The sequence below is a fragment of the Hyphomonas sp. genome (genome assembly GCF_016125515.1).
GTDB lineage: Bacteria > Pseudomonadota > Alphaproteobacteria > Caulobacterales > Hyphomonadaceae > Hyphomonas.
In genome coordinates, this window is record NZ_WGLO01000011.1 from 1 (window position 1) to 19,403 (window position 19,403).

Consider the following 19,403-nt stretch of genomic DNA (forward strand, 5'->3'; position numbering starts at 1 on the left):
ACAATCTCGGCTCGACTATGCGGTGTGGTGCGGGCATTCTCGTGGATGTCCATTCGGTGTCCTTTCCTGGAGTTGAAGTCTCGCAACCTCAATCTCCTCGGTCAGGCCCGAATGGACAACCTATTGAAAGATCACACCTAGGCGACGCCCCGCCTCTTGCGAGACGGGGCGGGCCGGACGGGCTTAATCGGTTTCGAGCAGCTTCTGCTTGAAAAGGTAGCCGGCGAGCGCCGCGCCGATGAGCGGGGCGATCAGGAACAGCCAGAGCTGGCTGATGGCCGTTCCGCCGACAATGACGGCCGGTCCGAAGCTGCGCGCGGGGTTGACCGAGACGCCGGTGACCTGGATGCCGACGATGTGGATGACCGTCAGGGTGAGGCCGATGGCGAGACCGGCGACCATTCCGGGGGCCGATTTCTGAGTGGAGCCGAGGATCACCACGAGGAACAGGAAGGTGGCCACGATCTCGAACACGAAGGCGGCCGTGAGATTGTACTCCCCGAGATAGCCGGGGCCCCATCCGTTCTGGCCGAGGCCGTTTGCGGCGAGGTCATAGCCGGCCTTGCCGGTGGCGATCAGGTAGAGCACGCCGGCGCCGAGCAGCGCCCCCAGGAACTGGGCGGCCCAGTATTGGAACATGGCGTTCATCGACAGGCGGCCAGCGACAAAAGCGCCGAAGCTGACGGCTGGATTGACGTGGCAACCAGAGATCGGCCCGATTCCGTAGGCCATGGCGACGATGGCAAGCCCGAAGGCGAAGGCGATGCCGAGCTGGCCGACTTCGCCGCCCGCCAGCACGGCCGAGCCGCAGCCCAAAAGGACCAGTGTGAATGTGCCGATGAGTTCGGCGATGAATATTTTCATGGTCTTCCCCTATTTGCGGCCATTTGAGCCGGAGCGCCCCTCTCGGTACGCGCGCGGAAGTTGCCGGGCTTCGGGGCCTGCGGCAAGCCGCTCAGGCGGTCTTGCCTTCGGCGGCCGATGCGGCAACACAGGAAGTCTGGAAACGACACGGGAGACCGACCGCATGAAGACGGCACGCGCCTTGACGCTCTCAGCACTTGCCGCCGCGCTGGCAGGCTGCGGCACCACCGAAACGCCCGCGCCCGAGCGCACCGAAACCGCCGGAGCCGCCACACCGGCCCCGACCAGCCCGGCTGCCCCGGAAGCGCATGTCGCGAAGATCGTCTCCCTGCCCTTCCGGGTGGACATCACGTTCAGCCCCGACGCGCTGGAAAAGATGCAGGAAACGCATGCCGAACTCGGCGTCTCGGCAGACTATTACGGCGTGCCGAAGGACCCTGCAGCGCCTGGACTTGATCCGGACCTCGGCGTCTGGCTCGGCGGCGAGATGGAGACGGTGTCGGCCGGCAACCGGTCGGTCACCATGAAGGGCAAGATTGATGCGGCGCGGGTGGCGCGTGAAGTGGCCGGCGATGCGCGCGTGCGCGTCATGGTCTTCCCCGTTCGCGCCTATGCCGCCCAGTCCTTGATTACCTGTTCGGAATTCGACGAAGTGCTGCCGATCGCCGTGGAGACGGGCGGAATGGTTCACTGCACGCTGACGGGCAAGTAGCCGGGTTCAGACCGCGACAGCCGCCTTGATGTGCGGGTGCGGATTGTAATTGTCGATCCGGAAGTCCTCATAGGTCCAGCCGAAGAGATCGGTCTTGTCCGGATTCATCCAGAGCGTCGGCAGCGGGCGCGGCTCGCGCGTCAGCTGCAGGCGAGCCTGGTCCAGATGGTTCAGGTAGAGGTGCGTGTCGCCGAACGTGTGCACGAACTCCCCCGGCTGAAGGCCGGTGGCGCGCGCCATCATGTGCGTCAGCAGTGCGTAGGAGGCGATGTTGAACGGCACGCCCAGGAACACATCCGCCGAGCGCTGGTAGAGCTGGCAGTTCAAGCGGCCGTTGGCGACATTGAACTGAAACAGGCAGTGGCACGGCGGCAGCGCCATGTCGTTGACGTCAGCCGGGTTCCAGGCCGAGACGATGAGGCGGCGGGAATTCGGATTGGTGCGGATCTCGTCGAGCACCCACTGGATCTGGTCGATGGTGCGCCCGTCCGGCGCGGCCCAGCTGCGCCACTGCTTACCGTAGACGGGGCCGAGGTCGCCATTCTCGTCGGCCCATTCATCCCAGATCGAGACACCGTTTTCCTTCAACCAGGCGATGTTCGTTTCACCGCGCAGGAACCAGAGAAGTTCGATGATGATCGAGCGGATGTGCAGGCGCTTCGTGGTCAGCAGCGGGAAGCCGTCGGCAAGGTCGAAACGCATCTGCCGGCCGAACACACCGATCGTGCCCACGCCCGTGCGGTCGCCGCGTTCATGGCCGTTCTGCAGGATGTCCTGCATGAGCGCGTGATACTGCTTCATCCCGGGGTCCTCTCGAATCGGGACATTGTAAGTTAACCGGTCCGCGGTGCGCCAGTAACTTTTAATCGCGATTTGGAAACCGTAACTCAAGATTACCCCTGCATACACCCTTGTACGCTCGCTCAAAAGGATACCGACCGCACAAGGACACCGGTTATGGACTACGCACGAACCACTCGCCGGGAGTCCCGGTTTGCCCGCGATGAGCGGGGCAATGTTGCGATGTTGTTCGCGTTGGCCTGTCTGGTGATCTTCCCCCTGGTCGGGTTCGCCATCGACTTTTCCCGTGTCGTGGTCGACGAGCACAAGCTGCAGATGGCCACCGACGCCGCCGCGCTGGCCGCCGCGCACGATTCCTTCATGGAGGCCGACGAGCGGCGCGCGATCATCGACGCCCACCTCGCGCATCTCGAAGAGGAGCTCGGCCGCAAGATCACCTACGAACTGAGCCAGGATTCCAACGGCAAGATCCTTCTCGTCACCCACCTGACGACCCAGACCACGATCGCGAAGGTTATGGGACGCGACACTGTCGAGGTTACGGCACGGTCTGCAGCGGTCGAAGGCGGCTCGGACATCGAAGTGGCAATGATCCTCGACATCACGGGCTCGATGGCCGGCAGCCGGATCTCTGCGCTACGCACGGCCGCGCAGGATCTGGTCGATATCGTCGTGCGCGACGAACAGGACCCATATTATTCGAAAGTCGCCATGGTACCCTATGCGGTTGCCGTGAACGTTGGGCCGTATGCGGAAGCCGCACGGGGAGCGATCAAGCCGGGGATCGAGATCTCGGACGCGCAATGGCGCGGGGCCGGGACAAAGAAAATCACCGACATCACGCAATCGAACCCTGCCGTCGTGACGTCCAAGAATCACGGCTTCGCGGACGGGGAGGAGGTCTATATCAGCGGCGTCAAAGGCATGACAGAGTTGAACAAGAAGACGTTCACAGTCATCAATGCGACCAACGACACATTCGAGCTGAAAGGCATCAACAGCTCATCCTACAAGAAATACAAGAAAAAGGGCACCGCAGAACAGCCCTGTTTGACGGAGTCCTGCGAAGTCGTTGTGACCGCCGAAGAACATGGACTTTCGGAAGGTGACCATGTGGTGATTTCCGGTGTCAAAGGCATGACCCAGATCAACACGGCCACCAATGTCACCTGGCAGATCTCCAACGTTACGGACGACACGTTCAGCCTCAAGGGCTCGGACGGGAAGAACTACGGCGACTACACATCAGGCGGCACGGTCTATTGCACGAAGACGGGCTGCGAATATTACCGGTTCGACAACGCGTACAGCGACTCCCAGCGCGTCTTCCAAGTTCGTCAATGCGCAACCGAGCGCACCGGCGCCGAAGCCTTTACCGACGCTTCGCCTACGGATTATCCCGTTGGCCTGCATTATTCCCGCAATTCCGGCGATTGCCCGGCCAATCAGCTCATTCCTCTGACCAACGACAAAAAGCTGTTGTCGGACAGTATCAAGGCGCTGAACACGGCCGGCTCGACAGCAGGACACATGGGTGCGGCTTGGGGTCTCTATACGCTTTCGCCGACGTTCAGCGACATCTTCCCTGCCGAAAGCCGCGCGGCAGCCTATGGCCGGCCGAAGCTGCACAAGTTTGCGGTGTTCATGACCGACGGCGAGTTCAACTCGTCCTTCTGCAAGAACGTTCTGGCGCGGGGCAGCAACGGGTCGTCCTCCGACCAGATCAATTGCTATGCAGAGAACGGCGACTCCTTCTCCCAGGCGCAGAAGTACTGCTCGGCCATGAAAAAGGAAGGCATCGTGGTCTATACGGTCGGCCTGCAGGTCTCTTCCAGCAGCCTAAGGACGGCGCTGACCAACTGCGCTACCAGCTCGCAGTACGCCTATTTCCCCAAAGCCCCGGCAGAGCTTGTCGACGTGTTCCAGCAGATCGGGCGCGCGATCAACGAAGTCCGGCTCGTCCACTGATGCCGTCTGGGTACGGAAATGTGAGGTTCACCATGAACACAGCTTTGACTCACGAAAAGACCAGAGTCGGAACAACGGTGGATCCTCCCGCTCAACGGGCGCTCGTCCGCCGCCGCGCGCCCTGACCGGTTGACGGTCCTGCCGCCCGGATTGCGTATGGGCGGCTCAGGTACAGTTAACAAAAACCTCTCAGAACAGTTACACTTCTGCGTGGACCGGAAACCGTCCCGCAATGCTGTTCTGTCATAAGCGTCCTCTGGTGAGTGCGGATTTCCGCCTTGAGGACGCTTGGCCATGGCCGATCAGATTGAAACGAAGCGCCGGAACACCCGGCTTGTCCGCGATGATCGCGGTAACGTCGCGATGTTGTTCGCGCTGGCGTGTATGGTGATCTTCCCGCTCGTCGGGTTCGCGATCGATTTCTCGCGCGTGATCGTCGACGAACACAAGCTGCAGATGGCGACGGACGCTGCGGCGCTGGCCGCCGCGCACGATTCCTTCATGGAGGCCGATGAGCGCCGCTCGATCATCGAGGCCCACCTCAATCACCTTGAGGAAGAGCTCGGCCGCGACATCACCTACGAGCTGAGCCAAGATGCCAACGGCAAGATCCTTCTGGTCACCCACCTGACCGTCGAGACAACCATCGCCAAGATGATGGGGCGCAATGATGTTGCCGTCACGGTGCGCTCGGGCGCGATCGAAGGCGGCTCGGACATCGAAGTGGCGATGATCCTCGACATCACGGGCTCGATGTCCGGAACGCGGATTACGGCGCTGCGCACCGCTGCGAAGGATCTCGTCGATATCGTCGTGCGCGACGAACAGGACCCCTATTATTCCAAGATCGCCATGGTGCCCTATTCCGTAGCCGTCAATACAGGCACCTATGCGGAAGCCGTGCGTGGCCCGATCGAGCCCGGCAAGTCGATATCGAATGCGGCCTGGAAATCCGGCTCCAAAAGCATCACGGGCATCACCAAGGCGAACCCGGCGGTTGTGACGTCAAGCAACCACGGATTCAGCAACGGGGACCGTGTCTATATCAGCGGCGTCAGCGGCATGACGCAGGTCAACGGCAACGTCTACACCGTCGCAGGCGCCACCACGAACACGTTCCAGCTCTCGGGGGTGAAAAGCTCCTCCTACTCGACCTACAAGAAGAACGGCACGGCCGAGAAGTGCATAAGCGACGATTGCGAAGTCCAGGTAACGGCGGCCGGACACGGACTGACCGACAACGACCGTATCGTGATTTCCGGCGTGAAAGGCATGACGCAGATCAACACCGCCACCAACGCCACATGGCAGGTGTCCGATGTGACCGCCAATACGTTCGTATTGAGTGGTTCGTATGGCCCGGACTACAGCACGTACACGAGCGGCGGCACATCTTATTGCACCGTGTCGGGCTGCGAATACTTCCGGTTCAACAACGCCTACAATGGCGCGCAACGCGTTCACCAGATCAGCAATTGCGCGACCGAGCGCACCGGCACAGATGCCTTTACCGACATTTCGCCCACCGGCAATCCGGTCGGTCTTGGTTATCTGTCTACGAACAACCCCTGCCCGGACAATGCGCTCATTCCGCTGACGAGCGACAAGACCACATTGAGCGATGCGATCGACGACCTTTCTGTCGGCGGTTCGACGGCTGGTCACCTCGGGGCGGCCTGGGGCCTCTACACGCTGTCACCGAATTTCGGATCGGTCTTTCCGACTGAGAGTCAGCCGGCCGCTTTTGGCCGCCCCAAGCTGCACAAGTTCGCTGTATTCATGACGGACGGCGACTTCAACTCATCGTTCTGCAAAGGTGTACTGTCGCAAACTTCGACCTCGGGTTCGGGCTCCACGCAGGACCAGATCAACTGCAATTCCGAAAACGGCAACTCCTTCTCGCAGGCGGAAGAATATTGCACGGCGATGAAGGATCAAGGCATCGTCGTCTACACAATCGGGTTTGAAGTCACCAACACGACGCTGAAGAACGCATTGAAGAGCTGCGCAACCAGCTCGCAATACGCCTACTTCCCCAGCGGTTCGTCGGAACTGATCGAAGTGTTCCAGCAGATCGGCCGGGCCATCAACGAGGTCCGCCTCGTCCACTAGACTGTTCGCATACGGAGTCAGAAGGCCCGTCATGGACATGACCAGGAAACGGCCGCTGCGCGGCTTCGGCAGATCCGAATCGGGCAACGTGGCGATGCTCGCCGCATTCGTTGTTCCTGCCGTGCTGGCGCTCGCCGGCATCGCGATCGATCTCCAGAACACGGTGCGCCAGAAATCCAAGGTCCAGGCGGCTGTCGATTCGGCCGTGCTGGCCGGCGCGCTGCAGCGCCAGCGCGGGATGAGCGAAGAAGCGGTCATCGCCGATGTGAAGCAATACGCCAACTCGATGATCAGCCAGCAGGGCGGCGGCCTGCTCTGTGACGCGATGTCGGTCGTGTTCAACACCGAGAACCAGGATATCGCCGGCTCGATCCATTGCCGCCAGCCCACTTACCTCACCCAGATCATCGGACACGACGAACTGGAATTCAACGTCGACGCCATCTCGACCTATGGCATCGGCGTGGTCGATATCGCCTTCATCTTCGACGTTTCCGGCTCGATGAACAGCTACAACCGCCTGTCACAGCTGAAGACCGCAGCGAAGGCCGCCTTTGACGAGCTGCTGCCGGACGATGCGGTGCTGGACGGCTCGGTTCGCATCGCGATCACCAGCTACAACAATTCGCTCAATGCCGGGCCGTACATCAACGCCGTGACCGATACCTCCACGCTGAACGGGGATTCGTCGAACTCGGCGGCGCAGTCGAACTACAATTCGTACAATGACGAACGCATGATCGATGCGGCGACCGGCAAACGCTTTTTCTATTATCAGAAGGGCACCTGCACGAGCAGCAGTCCCTGCGGGCGCAGCTCAAGCTATACTTGGAACACGGCGCGCTACTTCTTCGAGGATACAGGCCTGTCCGACAGCTGCATCTATGAGCGCACCGGCGCCGATGCGGCCACCGACGCCGCGCCGGGATACGGCCGCTGGCTGGGCGCCGGCAATCCGCGCTGGAACTTCTCGGCCGGGTCGACCTCGAAATACGATGGCTGGAAGAATGTCGAAAACAGCGGCGCGACCGGCTATGGCGTCGGCGCCCATGAGGGCCGCCACGGACTTTGCCAGCCGTCGGGGCCGGTTCCGCTGACCGAGGACAAGGCCGCGCTGAAGGCACACGTCAACAGCCTCGTCGCTTCGGGCGGTACGGCCGGCCATCTTGGCCTGGCCTGGGGCTGGTACCTGATCTCGCCCAACTGGGCCGGCATCTGGCCTGCGGAATCCGAACCGCGCCCCTATGGCGGCCAGCGCACCACCAAGTTCCTCATCCTGATGACGGACGGCGATTTCAACATCCAGCACCCGACCGCAACGCGCAGCTCGTTCCGGCAATCGATGGACCTGTGCGACCAGATGAAGTCGCTGCCCAGCAATATCCAGATTTTCACCGTGGGCTTCCAGGTGCCGTCCAGCGTGCAGCGTACCGGCGACGGCCGGACCATCCTCGAATACTGCGCCACTTCGCCCGGCCATGCCTTCAGCGCCGACAATGGCGACGAGCTGATCGAGGTCTATCGCACGATTGCGCGCTCGATCTCCGACTTGCGCCTGAAACACTGAGCCCCGGTCCTTGCAGGGTCTGCCCTCCCCTCGCTATGGCTGGTCCACGATGCTGGCCTGGATTCCCAATGCCCTGACGATTTCGCGCTGCGTATTCGCGGCGCTGGTCCTGTTCGCCGCCCTGAACGCGGCGGCGTCTGGCGATGCGTTCAAGACCGCCGAGGGCGACGAAGCGCTGCGGCTGGCAACCATGGAGCAGCTTTGGCACCAGTTTGCGCTTCTGGCTTTCCTGTCCGGCGCGCTGACAGATTTCCTGGACGGGTGGGCGGCGCGGACCTTCAAGGCGGAAAGCCGGTTCGGCGTCTGGCTGGACCCGATTGCGGACAAGCTGCTGGTCAGCTTTGCGCTGCTGGGCCTGGCGCTGACGCTCAGGTCCTGGCTGATTTACCTGCCGGCGGCGCTGATCATCGCCCGAGACGTGTTCATGACCTGGCTGCGCACACGGCCGGAGGCATCGGGCGTGGTCGCGCCGAGCCATCTGGCCAAGGTGAAGACGGCGGTGGAGATGCTGGCGATTGCCGGACTGATGATGCCCTTTGCGCTGGCGCCGGCATCGACCGAAAAGCTCGCGCTGGAGGCGAGCCTGCCGGCGCAGCTGGCCGCGGCCGCTCTGGTGGTGCTGCTCTGGGCGGCCGCTGCCCTGTCGCTCTACACGGCGTCGCAATACGTGCGGGCCATCCGCAAGGCCTGATGCCTTCCCGAATGCCGGCCCTGAAAGCGGGGACGCCGGCTTCCCGGGGACTGGGAAGCCGGCGCAAGGCAAAGCGGCTGGGATGCTTGGAGGGAGAAGCCCGCTTCGCCCATGTCTAAACGTGACGCAGGGGGGAAACGTCACGGGGCCGAGATTAGCGGGCTGCGCTCAACAAATCGTAAAATTGGTCTACGGAAATTTTAGGATCATCGCCGCGCGCGCGGCGCAGTCCTGCCCGACTGCTGCCATGATTGCCCCGAAGTTTCGCAGGCATGAGACACAAGGCTGGGCCCCGACCGAATCTCGTCGCGCTGTTGCTCGCCGCGCTGGCGTTCCTCTGCCTGCCCGCCCTGCTCGCCTTCGCCCAGGCCGGTACGATTCCGTCCTCCCGCGTGTCCGACCAGGCCTATGAATCCGCAATGCCCGGACTGGCACGCGACCTGGAAGCCCAAGGCCTGTCGCTGGGCAGTCCGGTCTTCCTGCGCATCACCAAGGCACCGGCCGAACTGACCGCTTACGTCCAGGATGCGAGTGGTGTGTACATACCGTTCCGTACTTGGCCGGTCTGCTCCGTATCCGGAACGCTGGGCCCGAAGAAAGCGGAAGGCGACGGACAGGCGCCGGAGGGCTTCTACATGATCAAGCCGGCGCAGATGAACCCGTCGTCCAGCTATCACCTCTCGTTCAATCTGGGCTACCCGAACGCCTTCGACCGCGCCAATGGCCGCACAGGCAGCTTCCTGATGGTGCACGGCAATTGTGTGTCGATCGGCTGTTTCGCCATGACGGATCCGGTGATCGAACAGATCTGGACCCTGATGCAGGCCGCCTTTGCGAACGGGCAGAGCGAAGTGCCGGTCCATATCTTCCCTTTCCCGATGACCGAGGCGAACCTGAAGGTGCATGCCGGCGAAGCGGATGCGGCGTTCTGGAACCAGATCGCCCCGGCCTGGACCACCTTCGAGCAGACCGGACAGGTGCCGAAAGTGACCGTGTCGGGAAAGCGTTACGTGATCGCCGCCAAAAGGTGAGCCGGCTTCAGGCGAGCACTTTCCAGCTTTCGTGAACCGTCTCGCGCGCGATCAGGCCGGCGCGCATCTCGAACACATGCAGCAGGCGCACTTCGACCCGCGTGCCGAGCGGCACGGGCGCGCCGGCAAAGCCGGCTCCGGTCAGCGTGAAGCGGACGCGGCAATCGTCAAAGACCCGGTCGGCGGTGGCGAACCGGTCGAGCGGGTACATTTCGAGCTCGGACATCGAACCGAACATCGCGATATAGTTCGCCTCGATCGCGGCCTTGTCGTCGAAGCGCAGACCGCGCCCCGGGACCTCAAGCACAATATCATCCGTGTAGAGCGACATGACGCTGGCGGGGTCTCGCCCCTCGCCTTCCAGGTGGGCCTGAACGACTTCGAGGTTGCGGGCGATCAGGTCGGGTTCAATCATCTGACCATCAGCCATGAGAGGAAATCCTTTTAGTCAGGTTGTCTGTCTATTATTGACAGACTGTCTGACTATCGTCAAGTAGCCTCCATGATACAAAACGAGCGAACGGCATCCCCTGCCGCCCCGACCCGCATCATCCGACTGGCCCGCCTGATCTATGAGGCGGCGCAGGCGCGCGTGTATGCCGGGCTCGCCGGCGAAGGCTTTGCCGAAATCCGGCCTGCGCATTCGGTGATCTTCCGCAACATCGCGCCGGAGGGGTCGCGCGCGTCCGACCTCGCCCAACGGGCCGGGATCACCAAACAATCGGTGTCCTACCTGATCGAAACACTCGAGGCGGACGGGTTTGCAGAAACCATTCCCGACCCCACGGATGGGCGGGCCCGGCTGGTGCGGCTGACCCGGCGGGGCAACGCGGCGCTGGCGACCCTGAACCGGCTGAGCGATGCGGTCGAAGCGGAATGCATCGAGGGCTTGCCCGAAAGCCGCATCCGGGCGCTGCGGGCCGATCTGGAACAGATCATGGTGGCAATGCAGCGCTAGGTTTTGGCCGCCCACCAGGGTGACAGCGGCGCGCCGCGATACAGTTCGTCGAAGCGTTGCTGCGTGCCGCGCGTGATGCCGTCGATGGGCGCGTGCGGATCGACCCAGGTCGTTTCGGCAATCTCACCCACGCTGGTCGCGGTCTCCTGCGCCCAGGTGCCCCACGGCACACGGTAGAGGATCACATGGTCATTCCGGAAATTGTGATGGTTCGAATAGACGCCGACGACCGGCGGATCGGCGATCAGGCGCACGCCGGCCTCTTCATGCAGCTCGCGGCGCAGGGCTTCGATCACCGGTTCACCGCGCTCGACGCCGCCGCCGGGCATGAACCAGCCATTGATATAGGTATGGCGCACCATGAAGACGTGACCGTTTGCATTCTCCACCGCCGCGCGCACGCCGAGCGTCATCGGGCGGCTGACCCTGAACCAGGCCTGGAAGGCAAGTGTGCGCAACGAAGGCATAAGGGAATTATCCGTGGACGAAGTTTGAGGCGGTGTAGCCCTGGAAGAACAATGCGGCGGTCAGGTCCGTGTGACGGACCGCGCCGTGGGCTTCGGCGGCGACCACGGGCTTGGCCTGATAGGCCACACCAAGACCGGCCGCCTTGATCATGTCGAGATCGTTCGCGCCGTCGCCAAGCGCGAGGGCTTCGGACGGTGCAAAACCGCCCGCCGATGCGAAGGTTTCGAGCGCTTCGCGCTTGGCCGCGCGCCCGAGGATGGGCAGTCCGACCTCGCCGGTCAGCGCGGCGCCGTCATCCAGCAGCGTGTTGCCCTGCTGGGCCTCGAACCCGGCGAGCGCCGCGATGCGGGACGTGAAGAACGTAAAGCCGCCAGACACGAGAACCGTCCTGGCGCCGTGCGCCTTCATTGTCGCGACGAGGGTGCGCGCGCCGGCATTGAGCGTGAGGCGCTGTTCGAGGGTGCGCTGCAATTCGCCCAGCGGCAGGCCTTTCAGCATGGCGACCCGTTCAGTGAGTGCGGACTCGAAGTTCAGCTCCCCGCGCATGGCGCGTTCGGTGATGCCGGAGATCTCGGCTTTCAGGCCGACCGCGTCGGCAAGCTCGTCGATGCATTCCTGGCCGATGATAGTGGAGTCCATGTCGGAGATCAGCAGGCGTTTCCGGCCGAACCGGGTGCGCGGCATCACCGCGATATCGGCTTCCAGTTCGGCTTCAAGCCGGGCGCGCAAGCCAGCGGGCGCTGTGCCTTCGGGCATCGTGAAGGTAAAGCCGCCGGCATGGATCGGATCGGCATCCGACAGGGACAGGCCCTCCCCCGTGAGGCCGCCTTCCGCCGCGATGGCGGCCTGCAGGGCATGGGCCCCGGCTGGTCCACCCTGGCGCGACGCTGCGATCACCACCCACTCATTTGTCATCGGACGCTCCGCTTTGAGGCAGGGTGTCTGTAGGAGCCTTTCCTCAAGGCGGGCAAGCCCCTAGACTCCCGTTCATGCATCCTGTGATCCTGATCCACGGCCCGACCGCCAGCGGCAAGTCCGCCCTCGCCATTGAAGTCGCCCGGCGGCTCGGCGGCGAGGTGATCAATGCCGATTCCATGCAGGTCTACAAAGACGTGCAGGTGATCTCGGCCCGGCCGACCGAAGAGGAAATGGCGGGCGTGCCCCACCATCTGTTCGGCTATGTCGACCCGGGAACACGCTATTCCACCGGCGAGTGGCTGGAAGCCGCGCGCGCTGTCATCAAGAAGCTGCAGCGGCAGAACAAGCGCGCAATCTTTGTGGGCGGCACCGGGCTTTACCTGCTGGCGCTGACGCAGGGCCTGTCCGACATCCCGCCAGTGCCGGACGAGATCCGCGCCGAAGTGCGCACGATCAGCGATACCGAGGGCGCCGATGGCCTCCGGGCGCGGCTGATGCCGCACGATCCCGAACTGGCCGAACGGCTCGGCACCGGCGACAAGCAGCGCCTCGCCCGCGCCTACGAAGTGTGGCTGGCCACCGGCCGGTCGCTGAGCGATTTCCAGACCGAGCGCCAGCCGCCCGTGCTGCAGCCGGCCGAATGGACCGGCTTTGCCCTGACCCCGCCGCGCGCGGCGCTCTACAAGAAGATCGACCGCCGGTTCGAGGGCATGCTGATGCAGGGCGCCATGAACGAGGCGCGTGAGCTGGTGGCGCGCGGGCTGGACCCGGAACTGCCGGTGATGAAGGCCTGCGGCATGCCTTGGCTGACGGCCTTTGCCCGGGGCGAAATGAGCCCGGAAGAGGCCGCCGAGAACGCCAAGCGCGATACGCGCCGCTATGCAAAAAGGCAGTTCACATGGATCGGGCGCCAGTTTCCGTTCTGGACGCGCATACCTTCCCCGGAGATGGGCGACCGTTTGAGGGTCATTTTTGCCCTTTACAGGGAGATTGACACGGCCCAAGCGGAAGATTATGCCTGAGCCCACTAATTCGAGGAAACGCCCCTTGCGCAAAATGACCGTAGTAATCCTTCGGCGCCCGTAGCTGCCTGATCTTTCAGGCGGTTGCGGGTGCGCACATAAAAGGGCTTCCTCCGGAGGCCCTTTTTTGTTTGGCCGATACCCCGACTGACACCCCGTCCCTCCCAAACCTCCGAGCCCCGACATGACCACCAAGACCAAGGCCAAGCCCGCCGCCTCCCAGACCGATGCCCCGCGCATGATGACCGGCGCCCAGATTGTCGTGGAAGCGCTTCGCGAGCAGGGCGTATCGGTGATGTTCGGCTATCCCGGCGGGGCGGTCCTGCCGATCTATGATGCGCTCTACGGGCAGGACGCGATCCGCCACGTCCTGGTGCGCCATGAACAGGGCGCCGGCCACGCCGCCGAAGGCTATGCGCGCTCGACGGGCAAATGCGGCGTGGCACTGGTGACGTCCGGTCCCGGCGCGACCAACATGGTCACCCCGATCACGGACGCGCTGATGGACTCGATCCCGATGATTGTGATCACCGGCCAGGTGCCGACCCACCTGATCGGCACCGACGCGTTCCAGGAATGCGACACGACCGGCATTACGCGCAGCTGCGCCAAGCACAACTATCTCGTGACCGATGTGAACCAGCTCGCACGGATCATGCACGAGGCCTTCTATGTCGCGACCAGCGGACGGCCGGGCCCGGTGGTCATCGACATTCCGAAGGACATCCAGTTCGCGACCGGGCCCTATGTCGGCAAGGACGGCATCTTCAAGCCGACCTATGTGCCCCAGCGCGAGCCGAACCGGGACGCCATCAAGATGGCTGCGGACCTGATGACGAAAGCCTGGCGGCCGGTGTTCTATACCGGCGGCGGCGTCATCAATTCCGGACCGCAGGCCGCCGCGAAGCTGCGCGAGCTGCAGGAGCTGACCGGCTTTCCCGTGACCTCCACGCTGATGGGTCTCGGTGCCTTCCCGGCCTCGCACCCGGACTGGCTGGGCATGCTGGGCATGCATGGCAGCTACGAAGCCAACAATGCGATGCACGACTGCGACCTGATGATCTGCGTCGGCGCGCGGTTCGACGACCGGGTCACCGGCCGCATCGATGCCTTCTCGCCGAAGTCGAAGAAGATCCACATCGATATCGATGCGTCCTCGATCAACAAGATCGTGCGCGTGGATGTGCCGGTGCTGGCGGACTGCGCCGAAGCGCTGGACGCGCTGATTACAGAGATCAAAGCGCTGAAGCGAAAGATGCCGGACCTGACCGCATGGCGCGCGCAGATCGATGGCTGGCGGGCGCTCAAGTGCTTTGCCTACAAGAACTCAAGCGATGTGATCAAACCGCAATACGCGGTCGAGCGACTGTACGCGCTAACGAAGGACCGCAACACCTACATCACCACCGAAGTCGGCCAGCACCAGATGTGGGCCGCGCAGTTCTACCATTTCAACGAACCGAACCGGTGGATGACCTCCGGCGGCCTTGGCACCATGGGCTATGGCCTGCCCGCCGCGGTCGGCGTCCAGGCGGCGCATCCGGACGCGCTGGTCATCGACATCGCGGGCGAAGCCTCGATCCAGATGATGACGCAGGAACTGTCCACCGCCGTCCAGCACAGGCTGCCGGTGAAGGTGTTCATCCTCAACAATGAGTGGATGGGCATGGTGCGCCAGTGGCAGGAATTGCTGCACGGCGAGCGTTATTCGCACTCCTATTCCGAAAGCCTGCCCGACTTCGTGATGCTGGCGAACGCCATGGGCGGGCACGGCATCCGCTGTGACAAGCCCGAGGAGCTGGACGCGAAGATCCTCGAGATGATTGACGATCCCGGCCCGGTTCTGTTCGACTGCCGCGTGGAACGGGCGGAAAACTGCCTGCCGATGATCCCGTCGGGCTCTGCGCACAACCAGATGATCCTGGGCGAGATAACTGGTAACGAAATCGGCGAGGCGGGCCGCAAGCTCGTTTGAGATAACAAGGCGTTGAAACGTTAGCGGAGGGGATGGTGATGGACGTGGCCAGCGTTCTGGAACTTTTGCAGAGCAACACGGACCTGATCCTGACGATCGGTTCGGCGTTCGTCGCCGTGATGAGCGCCGTGATTGCGCGCGGTGAGACCCGCCGTCAGCGCAAGCTGCAGACCGAACGCCTGCGCCAGAGCATCGACGCGGCCAGCCTCGACTGGGGCAATGCGGCCATCGACTCCCTCGCCCGCTGCGCCATGTTTGCCCGCACCCGCCACCTGCAGGCGAATGACGGCGCCTTTCTCGCCAACAAGGCGAACATGCTTGTCGTATTGTCGACCCTGGTCGACCGGGGCCGGATGTTCTTTCCGAACCTTAATCCCGACAAGAAGGGCGCCGAAAAGGAAGGCGCCTATCGCGGCCACCGCCCGCCGATCCTCGACGCGCTGATGTGGACCTATCACGAGATGGAAGCGATCACCCGCGAGGGCGGGCCGGGTTCGGAAGACTCCGCCGCCTATATCGATGAATGCCGCCGCCTGCTCGTCTCCGAACTGCAGGCCTATCTCGACCCGCGCCGCAAGGATGAAGTGGTCGAACGCTATGACGACCAGACCGGTGAAAACCGCAGCGACGCCATTGCCAAGTCGCAAGCGTTGAAATCAAAACTCGAAACCCGGCGGCCCGGGTTCAAATTCGGCGCCGAGGCGCCGGCCGCGTCCACGAGGCTGCAATGAACGACACGTCCACCCCGACAAACGGCAACGGCCCGAAATCTGCCTATTTCCTCGCCCATTCGGACGAGGGGATCGAGCGGCGCACCCTGGCCGTGCTCGTCGACAACGAACCGGGCGTGCTCGCCCGCGTCGTCGGCCTTTTTTCGGGGCGGGGCTACAACATCGACTCCCTGACGGTCGCAGAGGTTGACGCCAGCCAACATCGCTCGCGCATCACCATCGTCACGCAGGGCACGCCGCACATCCTCGAACAGATCGAGGCCCAGCTGCTGCGCATCGTGCCGGTCGCCGAAGTCATCGACATCACCAATTCCAAAACGGGCATCGAACGCGAACTTGCGCTCGTGAAAGTGGCTGGAACGGGCGAAAAGCGCGTCGAAGCGCTCCGCATCGCTGAGATTTTCCGCGCACATGTGATAGATACGACAAATGAGAGCTTTATTTTTGAGGTCACGGGCGCCTCGGAAAAGCTGACCCAGTTCGTCGACCTGATGCGTCCACTCGGTCTGGTCGAAGTCAGCCGGACCGGCGTCCTGTCGATCAAACGGGGAAAGGAGAAGGGATGAAAGCCTCTCTCTGGCGCGCCGTTCTGGTGAGCCTGGCCGCCTGCCTTGTACCGCTTGCGGCGCATGCGCAGATGGACGGCTGCAATACGACGCTTTCGACCGCGGCCTATTCGGGTCCGGCCGATCCGGATGCGGCCAAGATGAATTGCGACCTGTTGCGGGCGAGCCTGATCCGCGACCGGGCCACCCGCTATTACGGCAGCGAAGCCAACTCACTGGTCCAGATCATCGACACGGCATCGCCGAGCGGCGCCGCCTATGTCTACGACGTGCTGGACCAGGACGGAAAGCTGCGCCTTGATGCGCGTTCCGTGCCGGACGGCAAGGGGATGCGCTGCCGCCTGCGCGCGACCCTGCCTGACGATACCGCGAAATCCCTGAGCGCCCTGCTGTCGACCGCCGCCGATCCTGCACTGCCCGCCTATGGCCCCCGCGAGGAAGTGACGGTCAATCCCGATGGCTCGCGCAATGTGCGCCTGGTGATCGACAGCCATGATGTAATCACGCGGGCCGAAACCCCGATTGGCACGCGACAATTTTCCCGGCATGCCGGATCGGACGATCCGGTAAACCGTCTCAACAATCTCGTCATCGGCTTTGCCAATGTCAGCCCGGCCTGGGACTGCAAAGCCTCCTGACGGATCCCTTCCACAACCAACCTTCCCTTCCCCCTCCAGCGGAGCATCCGAACGCACATGAAAGTCTATTACGAGCAAGACGCCGACATCAGCCTGATCCAGAAGAAGAAGGTCGCAGTCGTCGGGTATGGCAGCCAGGGCCACGCGCACGCCCTGAACCTTCGCGATTCCGGCGTGAAGCAGATCAAGGTTGCGCTTCAGGAAGGCTCCAGCAGCCGCAAGAAATGCGAAGCCGAGAAGCTGGAAGTCGTCACCCCGGCTGAAGCAGCCAAATGGGCCGATGTACTGATGATCCTCGTGCCCGACGAGAAGCAGGCTGTGCTGTTCGCCAACGAGATCGAACCGCACCTGCGCGCTGGCCAGCACATCATGTTCGGCCACGGCTTCAACATCCACTACAACCTGATCCGTCCGCGGGCGGACATTGACGTGTCTCTGTCGGCGCCGAAAGGCCCCGGCCATACGCTGCGCGCGCAGTACCAGATGGGCTTCGGCCTGCCGGGCCTGATCGCCGTCCACCAGGATGCCACCGGCACGGCGCAGGCCGTGGCCCTCTCCTATTCGAAAGCCATTGGCAACACGCGCGCCGGCGTCATCCAGACCAGCTTCCGCGAAGAGACCGAAACCGACCTCTTCGGCGAGCAGGCCGTGCTGTGCGGCGGAATCGTGGAACTGATCAAGGCCGGCTACGAAACCCTCGTCGAGGCAGGCTACGCGCCGGAAATGGCCTATTTCGAATGCCTCCACGAGACTAAGCTGATCGTCGACCTGATCTATGAAGGCGGCATCGCCAACATGAACTACTCGATCTCGAACACGGCCGAGTACGGAGAATACGTCACCGGGCCGCGCGTCGTGAACAGCGCGACGAAAGCGGAAATGAAAAAGGTCCTGGAAGACATCCAGAACGGCACGTTCGCCCGCAACTGGGTTCTGGAAAACCAGGCCGGCGCGCCGGGCTTCCACGCCATGCGCCAGCGTATGGCCTCGCATGACATCGAAGCTGTGGGCGAAAAGCTGCGAGGCATGATGCACTGGGCGAAGAATGATCGCCTGGTCGACAAGACCCGCAACTAACAATGCCGGAGCCCTTGCTTGAGGGCTTCGCGTATCGCCTCGCTACCGAGGCGGATACAGACGAAATCGCCGCGCTGATGGACACCGCAATCGGTGAACTTCAGCGCGGTTTTTTGTCGGAGGCGCAGATCGCGGTTGCCCGCAGCATCATGGGACTCGACCGTCAGCTGATCGCGGATGCCACGTATTTTGTCGTGCACGACACCGGAAGCGGCCGCCTCGCCGCCTGCGGCGGCTGGAGCCGGCGCACGACGCTCTATGGCGGCGATCACTCGACCGCCCAGCGCAATGCTGCGCTGCTCAGGATAGGCGAAGATGCTGCCCGCATCCGCGCAATGTACACCCATCCGGATTTCGTCCGCCGCGGTCTGGGGCGCTACGTTCTGGCAATCTGCGAGGGCGCAGCGAGGGACGCAGGTTTCACACGTGTCGAATTGATGGCCACGCTTGCCGGCCAGCCGCTCTACCGCGCCTGCGGCTACCAGCTGATCGAGGTCATCATCAGCGCATCGATCGACGGGATCGACGTGCCGGGCGCGCGGATGGGCAAGGCGATCTAGTCTGCGGCGCGGTTGAGATCGACCGGGCCTTCAACGCCAGCGGCCTTGCCCTTCATCGAATACTGCCAGATCGCGTAGTCGCCTTGCGGCGGCCCGTCGAGCGAGCGGATCCAGAGCGGATGGCGCTCGAAGCCCTCCCCCGCAATCCACTCGGCATGAAACGCCGGCGTGGTGTAGATCACCGGCACGGCGCCGTATTCGACTTCGACCGCTTCGAGGAAGACGCGGATTTCGTCCAGGGTGGCCTCGCGGCCGCCGCGCGGTTTGCAATTGTGGGCCTGCTCCAGGTCAACGGCGGGCGGAAGCGTGCCGGGCCGCACCTCGACCTGCCGGATAAAGTTCTCGGCCTGCGAGGCGCCCTCCCGGCACAGGAGGAAGAAATGGTAGGCGCCGACGCGCCAGCCGAGCCGGGTCGCCGCGCGCCAGTTCGCCTGGAATTCCTGATCGATGTGGTCGCTGCCCTCGGTCGCCTTGAGATAGGCAAACGAAAACGGCTCTGTGCCGAGACGGGCCCAGTCGACCAGGCCATTATGGTGCGAGAGGTCGATCCCTTCCGCGCCGGGCGGCAGCAATCCATGCGGCCCTGAAGGCGCCGCCGGCCCGTCGGGCTCGGGGCTGCACGCGGCCAGTACAAGCGCGCCGAAGGCTGCCGCCACGGGCCAACGCAAAGTCCGCACAATTCTTGCAAGCATCCAGGAGGTCCCCTTCTTCTTTCGTTAACAATAGGTTAACCTGTGGAAAAGG

Annotated in this window: 20 protein-coding genes; 14 read left to right on the forward strand and 6 right to left on the reverse strand. The window is 63.2% G+C overall.

Annotated features, from left to right (window positions below):
* Positions 1 to 183 precede the first annotated feature (183 nt).
* Positions 184 to 864: an aquaporin Z gene (gene aqpZ, locus GC148_RS10250; protein ID WP_291070653.1), complete on the reverse strand. Its 681-nt coding sequence runs from the start codon at positions 862 to 864 to the stop codon at positions 184 to 186.
* 163 nt (positions 865 to 1,027) lie between these two features.
* Here aqpZ and GC148_RS10255 point away from each other — a divergent pair, with 163 nt between their 5' ends.
* Positions 1,028 to 1,576, forward strand: coding sequence for a hypothetical protein (locus GC148_RS10255; protein WP_291070654.1), 549 nt, complete (start codon positions 1,028 to 1,030; stop codon positions 1,574 to 1,576).
* A 6-nt stretch (positions 1,577 to 1,582) separates the two neighbouring features.
* Here GC148_RS10255 and GC148_RS10260 read toward each other — a convergent pair whose 3' ends face one another.
* Complete coding sequence (locus GC148_RS10260; protein WP_291070655.1) at positions 1,583 to 2,377, reverse strand: thymidylate synthase; 795 nt, start codon at positions 2,375 to 2,377, stop codon at positions 1,583 to 1,585.
* A gap of 156 nt (positions 2,378 to 2,533) precedes the next feature.
* Here GC148_RS10260 and GC148_RS10265 point away from each other — a divergent pair, with 156 nt between their 5' ends.
* From GC148_RS10265 to GC148_RS10285, 5 genes are all read left to right on the forward strand, one after another.
* Positions 2,534 to 4,345: a ubiquitin-activating E1 FCCH domain-containing protein gene (locus GC148_RS10265; RefSeq protein WP_291070656.1), complete on the forward strand. Its 1,812-nt coding sequence runs from the start codon at positions 2,534 to 2,536 to the stop codon at positions 4,343 to 4,345.
* 294 nt (positions 4,346 to 4,639) lie between these two features.
* The gene (locus GC148_RS10270) at positions 4,640 to 6,457 is read left to right on the forward strand and encodes a TadE/TadG family type IV pilus assembly protein (RefSeq protein WP_291070657.1); all 1,818 of its coding nucleotides are present in this window, start codon (positions 4,640 to 4,642) and stop codon (positions 6,455 to 6,457) included.
* A gap of 37 nt (positions 6,458 to 6,494) precedes the next feature.
* Positions 6,495 to 8,024, forward strand: coding sequence for a pilus assembly protein (locus GC148_RS10275; RefSeq protein ID WP_291070658.1), 1,530 nt, complete (start codon positions 6,495 to 6,497; stop codon positions 8,022 to 8,024).
* A gap of 10 nt (positions 8,025 to 8,034) precedes the next feature.
* A complete protein-coding gene (locus GC148_RS10280; RefSeq protein ID WP_291070659.1) occupies positions 8,035 to 8,715 on the forward strand; it encodes a CDP-alcohol phosphatidyltransferase family protein in 681 nt (226 codons plus the stop codon).
* A 272-nt stretch (positions 8,716 to 8,987) separates the two neighbouring features.
* Positions 8,988 to 9,746, forward strand: coding sequence for a murein L,D-transpeptidase family protein (locus GC148_RS10285; protein ID WP_291070660.1), 759 nt, complete (start codon positions 8,988 to 8,990; stop codon positions 9,744 to 9,746).
* A 7-nt stretch (positions 9,747 to 9,753) separates the two neighbouring features.
* Here the strand turns inward: GC148_RS10285 and GC148_RS10290 are convergent, their stop codons facing one another.
* A complete protein-coding gene (locus GC148_RS10290) occupies positions 9,754 to 10,176 on the reverse strand; it encodes a nuclear transport factor 2 family protein (protein WP_291070661.1) in 423 nt (140 codons plus the stop codon).
* Positions 10,177 to 10,248: 72 nt separating this feature from the next.
* Here GC148_RS10290 and GC148_RS10295 point away from each other — a divergent pair, with 72 nt between their 5' ends.
* Positions 10,249 to 10,704 carry a MarR family winged helix-turn-helix transcriptional regulator gene (locus GC148_RS10295; protein ID WP_291070662.1) on the forward strand — a complete coding sequence of 152 codons (456 nt, stop codon included), beginning with the start codon at positions 10,249 to 10,251 and terminating at the stop codon, positions 10,702 to 10,704.
* Here the strand turns inward: GC148_RS10295 and GC148_RS10300 are convergent.
* Entirely contained in the window at positions 10,701 to 11,171 is a 471-nt protein-coding gene (locus GC148_RS10300; protein WP_291070663.1) for an NUDIX domain-containing protein, read from the reverse strand. The two genes, GC148_RS10295 and GC148_RS10300, sit on opposite strands and share 4 nt — an antisense overlap.
* A 7-nt stretch (positions 11,172 to 11,178) precedes the next feature.
* A complete protein-coding gene (gene serB / locus GC148_RS10305) occupies positions 11,179 to 12,087 on the reverse strand; it encodes a phosphoserine phosphatase SerB (protein WP_291070664.1) in 909 nt (302 codons plus the stop codon).
* A gap of 74 nt (positions 12,088 to 12,161) precedes the next feature.
* Between serB and miaA the strand changes: the two genes are divergently transcribed.
* The 7 genes from miaA (at position 12,162) to GC148_RS10340 (ending at position 18,659) form a co-directional block, all read left to right on the forward strand.
* Entirely contained in the window at positions 12,162 to 13,112 is a 951-nt protein-coding gene (miaA, locus tag GC148_RS10310; RefSeq protein ID WP_291070665.1) for a tRNA (adenosine(37)-N6)-dimethylallyltransferase MiaA, read from the forward strand.
* Positions 13,113 to 13,296: 184 nt separating this feature from the next.
* Positions 13,297 to 15,087: an acetolactate synthase 3 large subunit gene (locus GC148_RS10315; protein ID WP_291070666.1), complete on the forward strand. Its 1,791-nt coding sequence runs from the start codon at positions 13,297 to 13,299 to the stop codon at positions 15,085 to 15,087.
* Between the two features lie 32 nt (positions 15,088 to 15,119).
* Positions 15,120 to 15,818, forward strand: a complete 699-nt coding sequence (locus GC148_RS10320) for a hypothetical protein (protein WP_291070667.1) — start codon at positions 15,120 to 15,122, stop codon at positions 15,816 to 15,818.
* Positions 15,815 to 16,384 carry an acetolactate synthase small subunit gene (ilvN, locus tag GC148_RS10325; RefSeq protein WP_291070668.1) on the forward strand — a complete coding sequence of 190 codons (570 nt, stop codon included), beginning with the start codon at positions 15,815 to 15,817 and terminating at the stop codon, positions 16,382 to 16,384. The genes GC148_RS10320 and ilvN overlap by 4 nt, the downstream gene beginning before the upstream one ends.
* Entirely contained in the window at positions 16,381 to 17,022 is a 642-nt protein-coding gene (locus GC148_RS10330; RefSeq protein WP_291070669.1) for a hypothetical protein, read from the forward strand. The genes ilvN and GC148_RS10330 overlap by 4 nt, the downstream gene beginning before the upstream one ends.
* 57 nt (positions 17,023 to 17,079) lie before the next feature.
* Positions 17,080 to 18,099, forward strand: coding sequence for a ketol-acid reductoisomerase (ilvC, locus tag GC148_RS10335; protein WP_291070670.1), 1,020 nt, complete (start codon positions 17,080 to 17,082; stop codon positions 18,097 to 18,099).
* 2 nt (positions 18,100 to 18,101) lie between these two features.
* Positions 18,102 to 18,659, forward strand: coding sequence for a GNAT family N-acetyltransferase (locus GC148_RS10340; protein ID WP_291070671.1), 558 nt, complete (start codon positions 18,102 to 18,104; stop codon positions 18,657 to 18,659).
* On the opposite strand, the gene GC148_RS10345 is transcribed toward GC148_RS10340, so the two are convergent.
* Positions 18,656 to 19,315, reverse strand: coding sequence for a GH25 family lysozyme (locus tag GC148_RS10345; RefSeq protein ID WP_291070672.1), 660 nt, complete (start codon positions 19,313 to 19,315; stop codon positions 18,656 to 18,658). The two genes, GC148_RS10340 and GC148_RS10345, sit on opposite strands and share 4 nt — an antisense overlap.
* Positions 19,316 to 19,403: the final 88 nt, after the last annotated feature.

Coding starts and splice junctions, on each gene's coding strand:
- aqpZ (WP_291070653.1), bottom strand. CDS start 864: ATGAAAATATTCATCGCCGAACTCATCGGCACATTCACACTGGTCCTT.
- GC148_RS10255 (WP_291070654.1), top strand. CDS start 1,028: ATGAAGACGGCACGCGCCTTGACGCTCTCAGCACTTGCCGCCGCGCTG.
- GC148_RS10260 (WP_291070655.1), bottom strand. CDS start 2,377: ATGAAGCAGTATCACGCGCTCATGCAGGACATCCTGCAGAACGGCCAT.
- GC148_RS10265 (WP_291070656.1), top strand. CDS start 2,534: ATGGACTACGCACGAACCACTCGCCGGGAGTCCCGGTTTGCCCGCGAT.
- GC148_RS10270 (WP_291070657.1), top strand. CDS start 4,640: ATGGCCGATCAGATTGAAACGAAGCGCCGGAACACCCGGCTTGTCCGC.
- GC148_RS10275 (WP_291070658.1), top strand. CDS start 6,495: ATGACCAGGAAACGGCCGCTGCGCGGCTTCGGCAGATCCGAATCGGGC.
- GC148_RS10285 (WP_291070660.1), top strand. CDS start 8,988: ATGAGACACAAGGCTGGGCCCCGACCGAATCTCGTCGCGCTGTTGCTC.
- GC148_RS10290 (WP_291070661.1), bottom strand. CDS start 10,176: ATGGCTGATGGTCAGATGATTGAACCCGACCTGATCGCCCGCAACCTC.
- GC148_RS10295 (WP_291070662.1), top strand. CDS start 10,249: ATGATACAAAACGAGCGAACGGCATCCCCTGCCGCCCCGACCCGCATC.
- GC148_RS10300 (WP_291070663.1), bottom strand. CDS start 11,171: ATGCCTTCGTTGCGCACACTTGCCTTCCAGGCCTGGTTCAGGGTCAGC.
- serB (WP_291070664.1), bottom strand. CDS start 12,087: ATGACAAATGAGTGGGTGGTGATCGCAGCGTCGCGCCAGGGTGGACCA.
- miaA (WP_291070665.1), top strand. CDS start 12,162: ATGCATCCTGTGATCCTGATCCACGGCCCGACCGCCAGCGGCAAGTCC.
- GC148_RS10315 (WP_291070666.1), top strand. CDS start 13,297: ATGACCACCAAGACCAAGGCCAAGCCCGCCGCCTCCCAGACCGATGCC.
- GC148_RS10320 (WP_291070667.1), top strand. CDS start 15,120: ATGGTGATGGACGTGGCCAGCGTTCTGGAACTTTTGCAGAGCAACACG.
- ilvN (WP_291070668.1), top strand. CDS start 15,815: ATGAACGACACGTCCACCCCGACAAACGGCAACGGCCCGAAATCTGCC.
- GC148_RS10330 (WP_291070669.1), top strand. CDS start 16,381: ATGAAAGCCTCTCTCTGGCGCGCCGTTCTGGTGAGCCTGGCCGCCTGC.
- ilvC (WP_291070670.1), top strand. CDS start 17,080: ATGAAAGTCTATTACGAGCAAGACGCCGACATCAGCCTGATCCAGAAG.
- GC148_RS10340 (WP_291070671.1), top strand. CDS start 18,102: ATGCCGGAGCCCTTGCTTGAGGGCTTCGCGTATCGCCTCGCTACCGAG.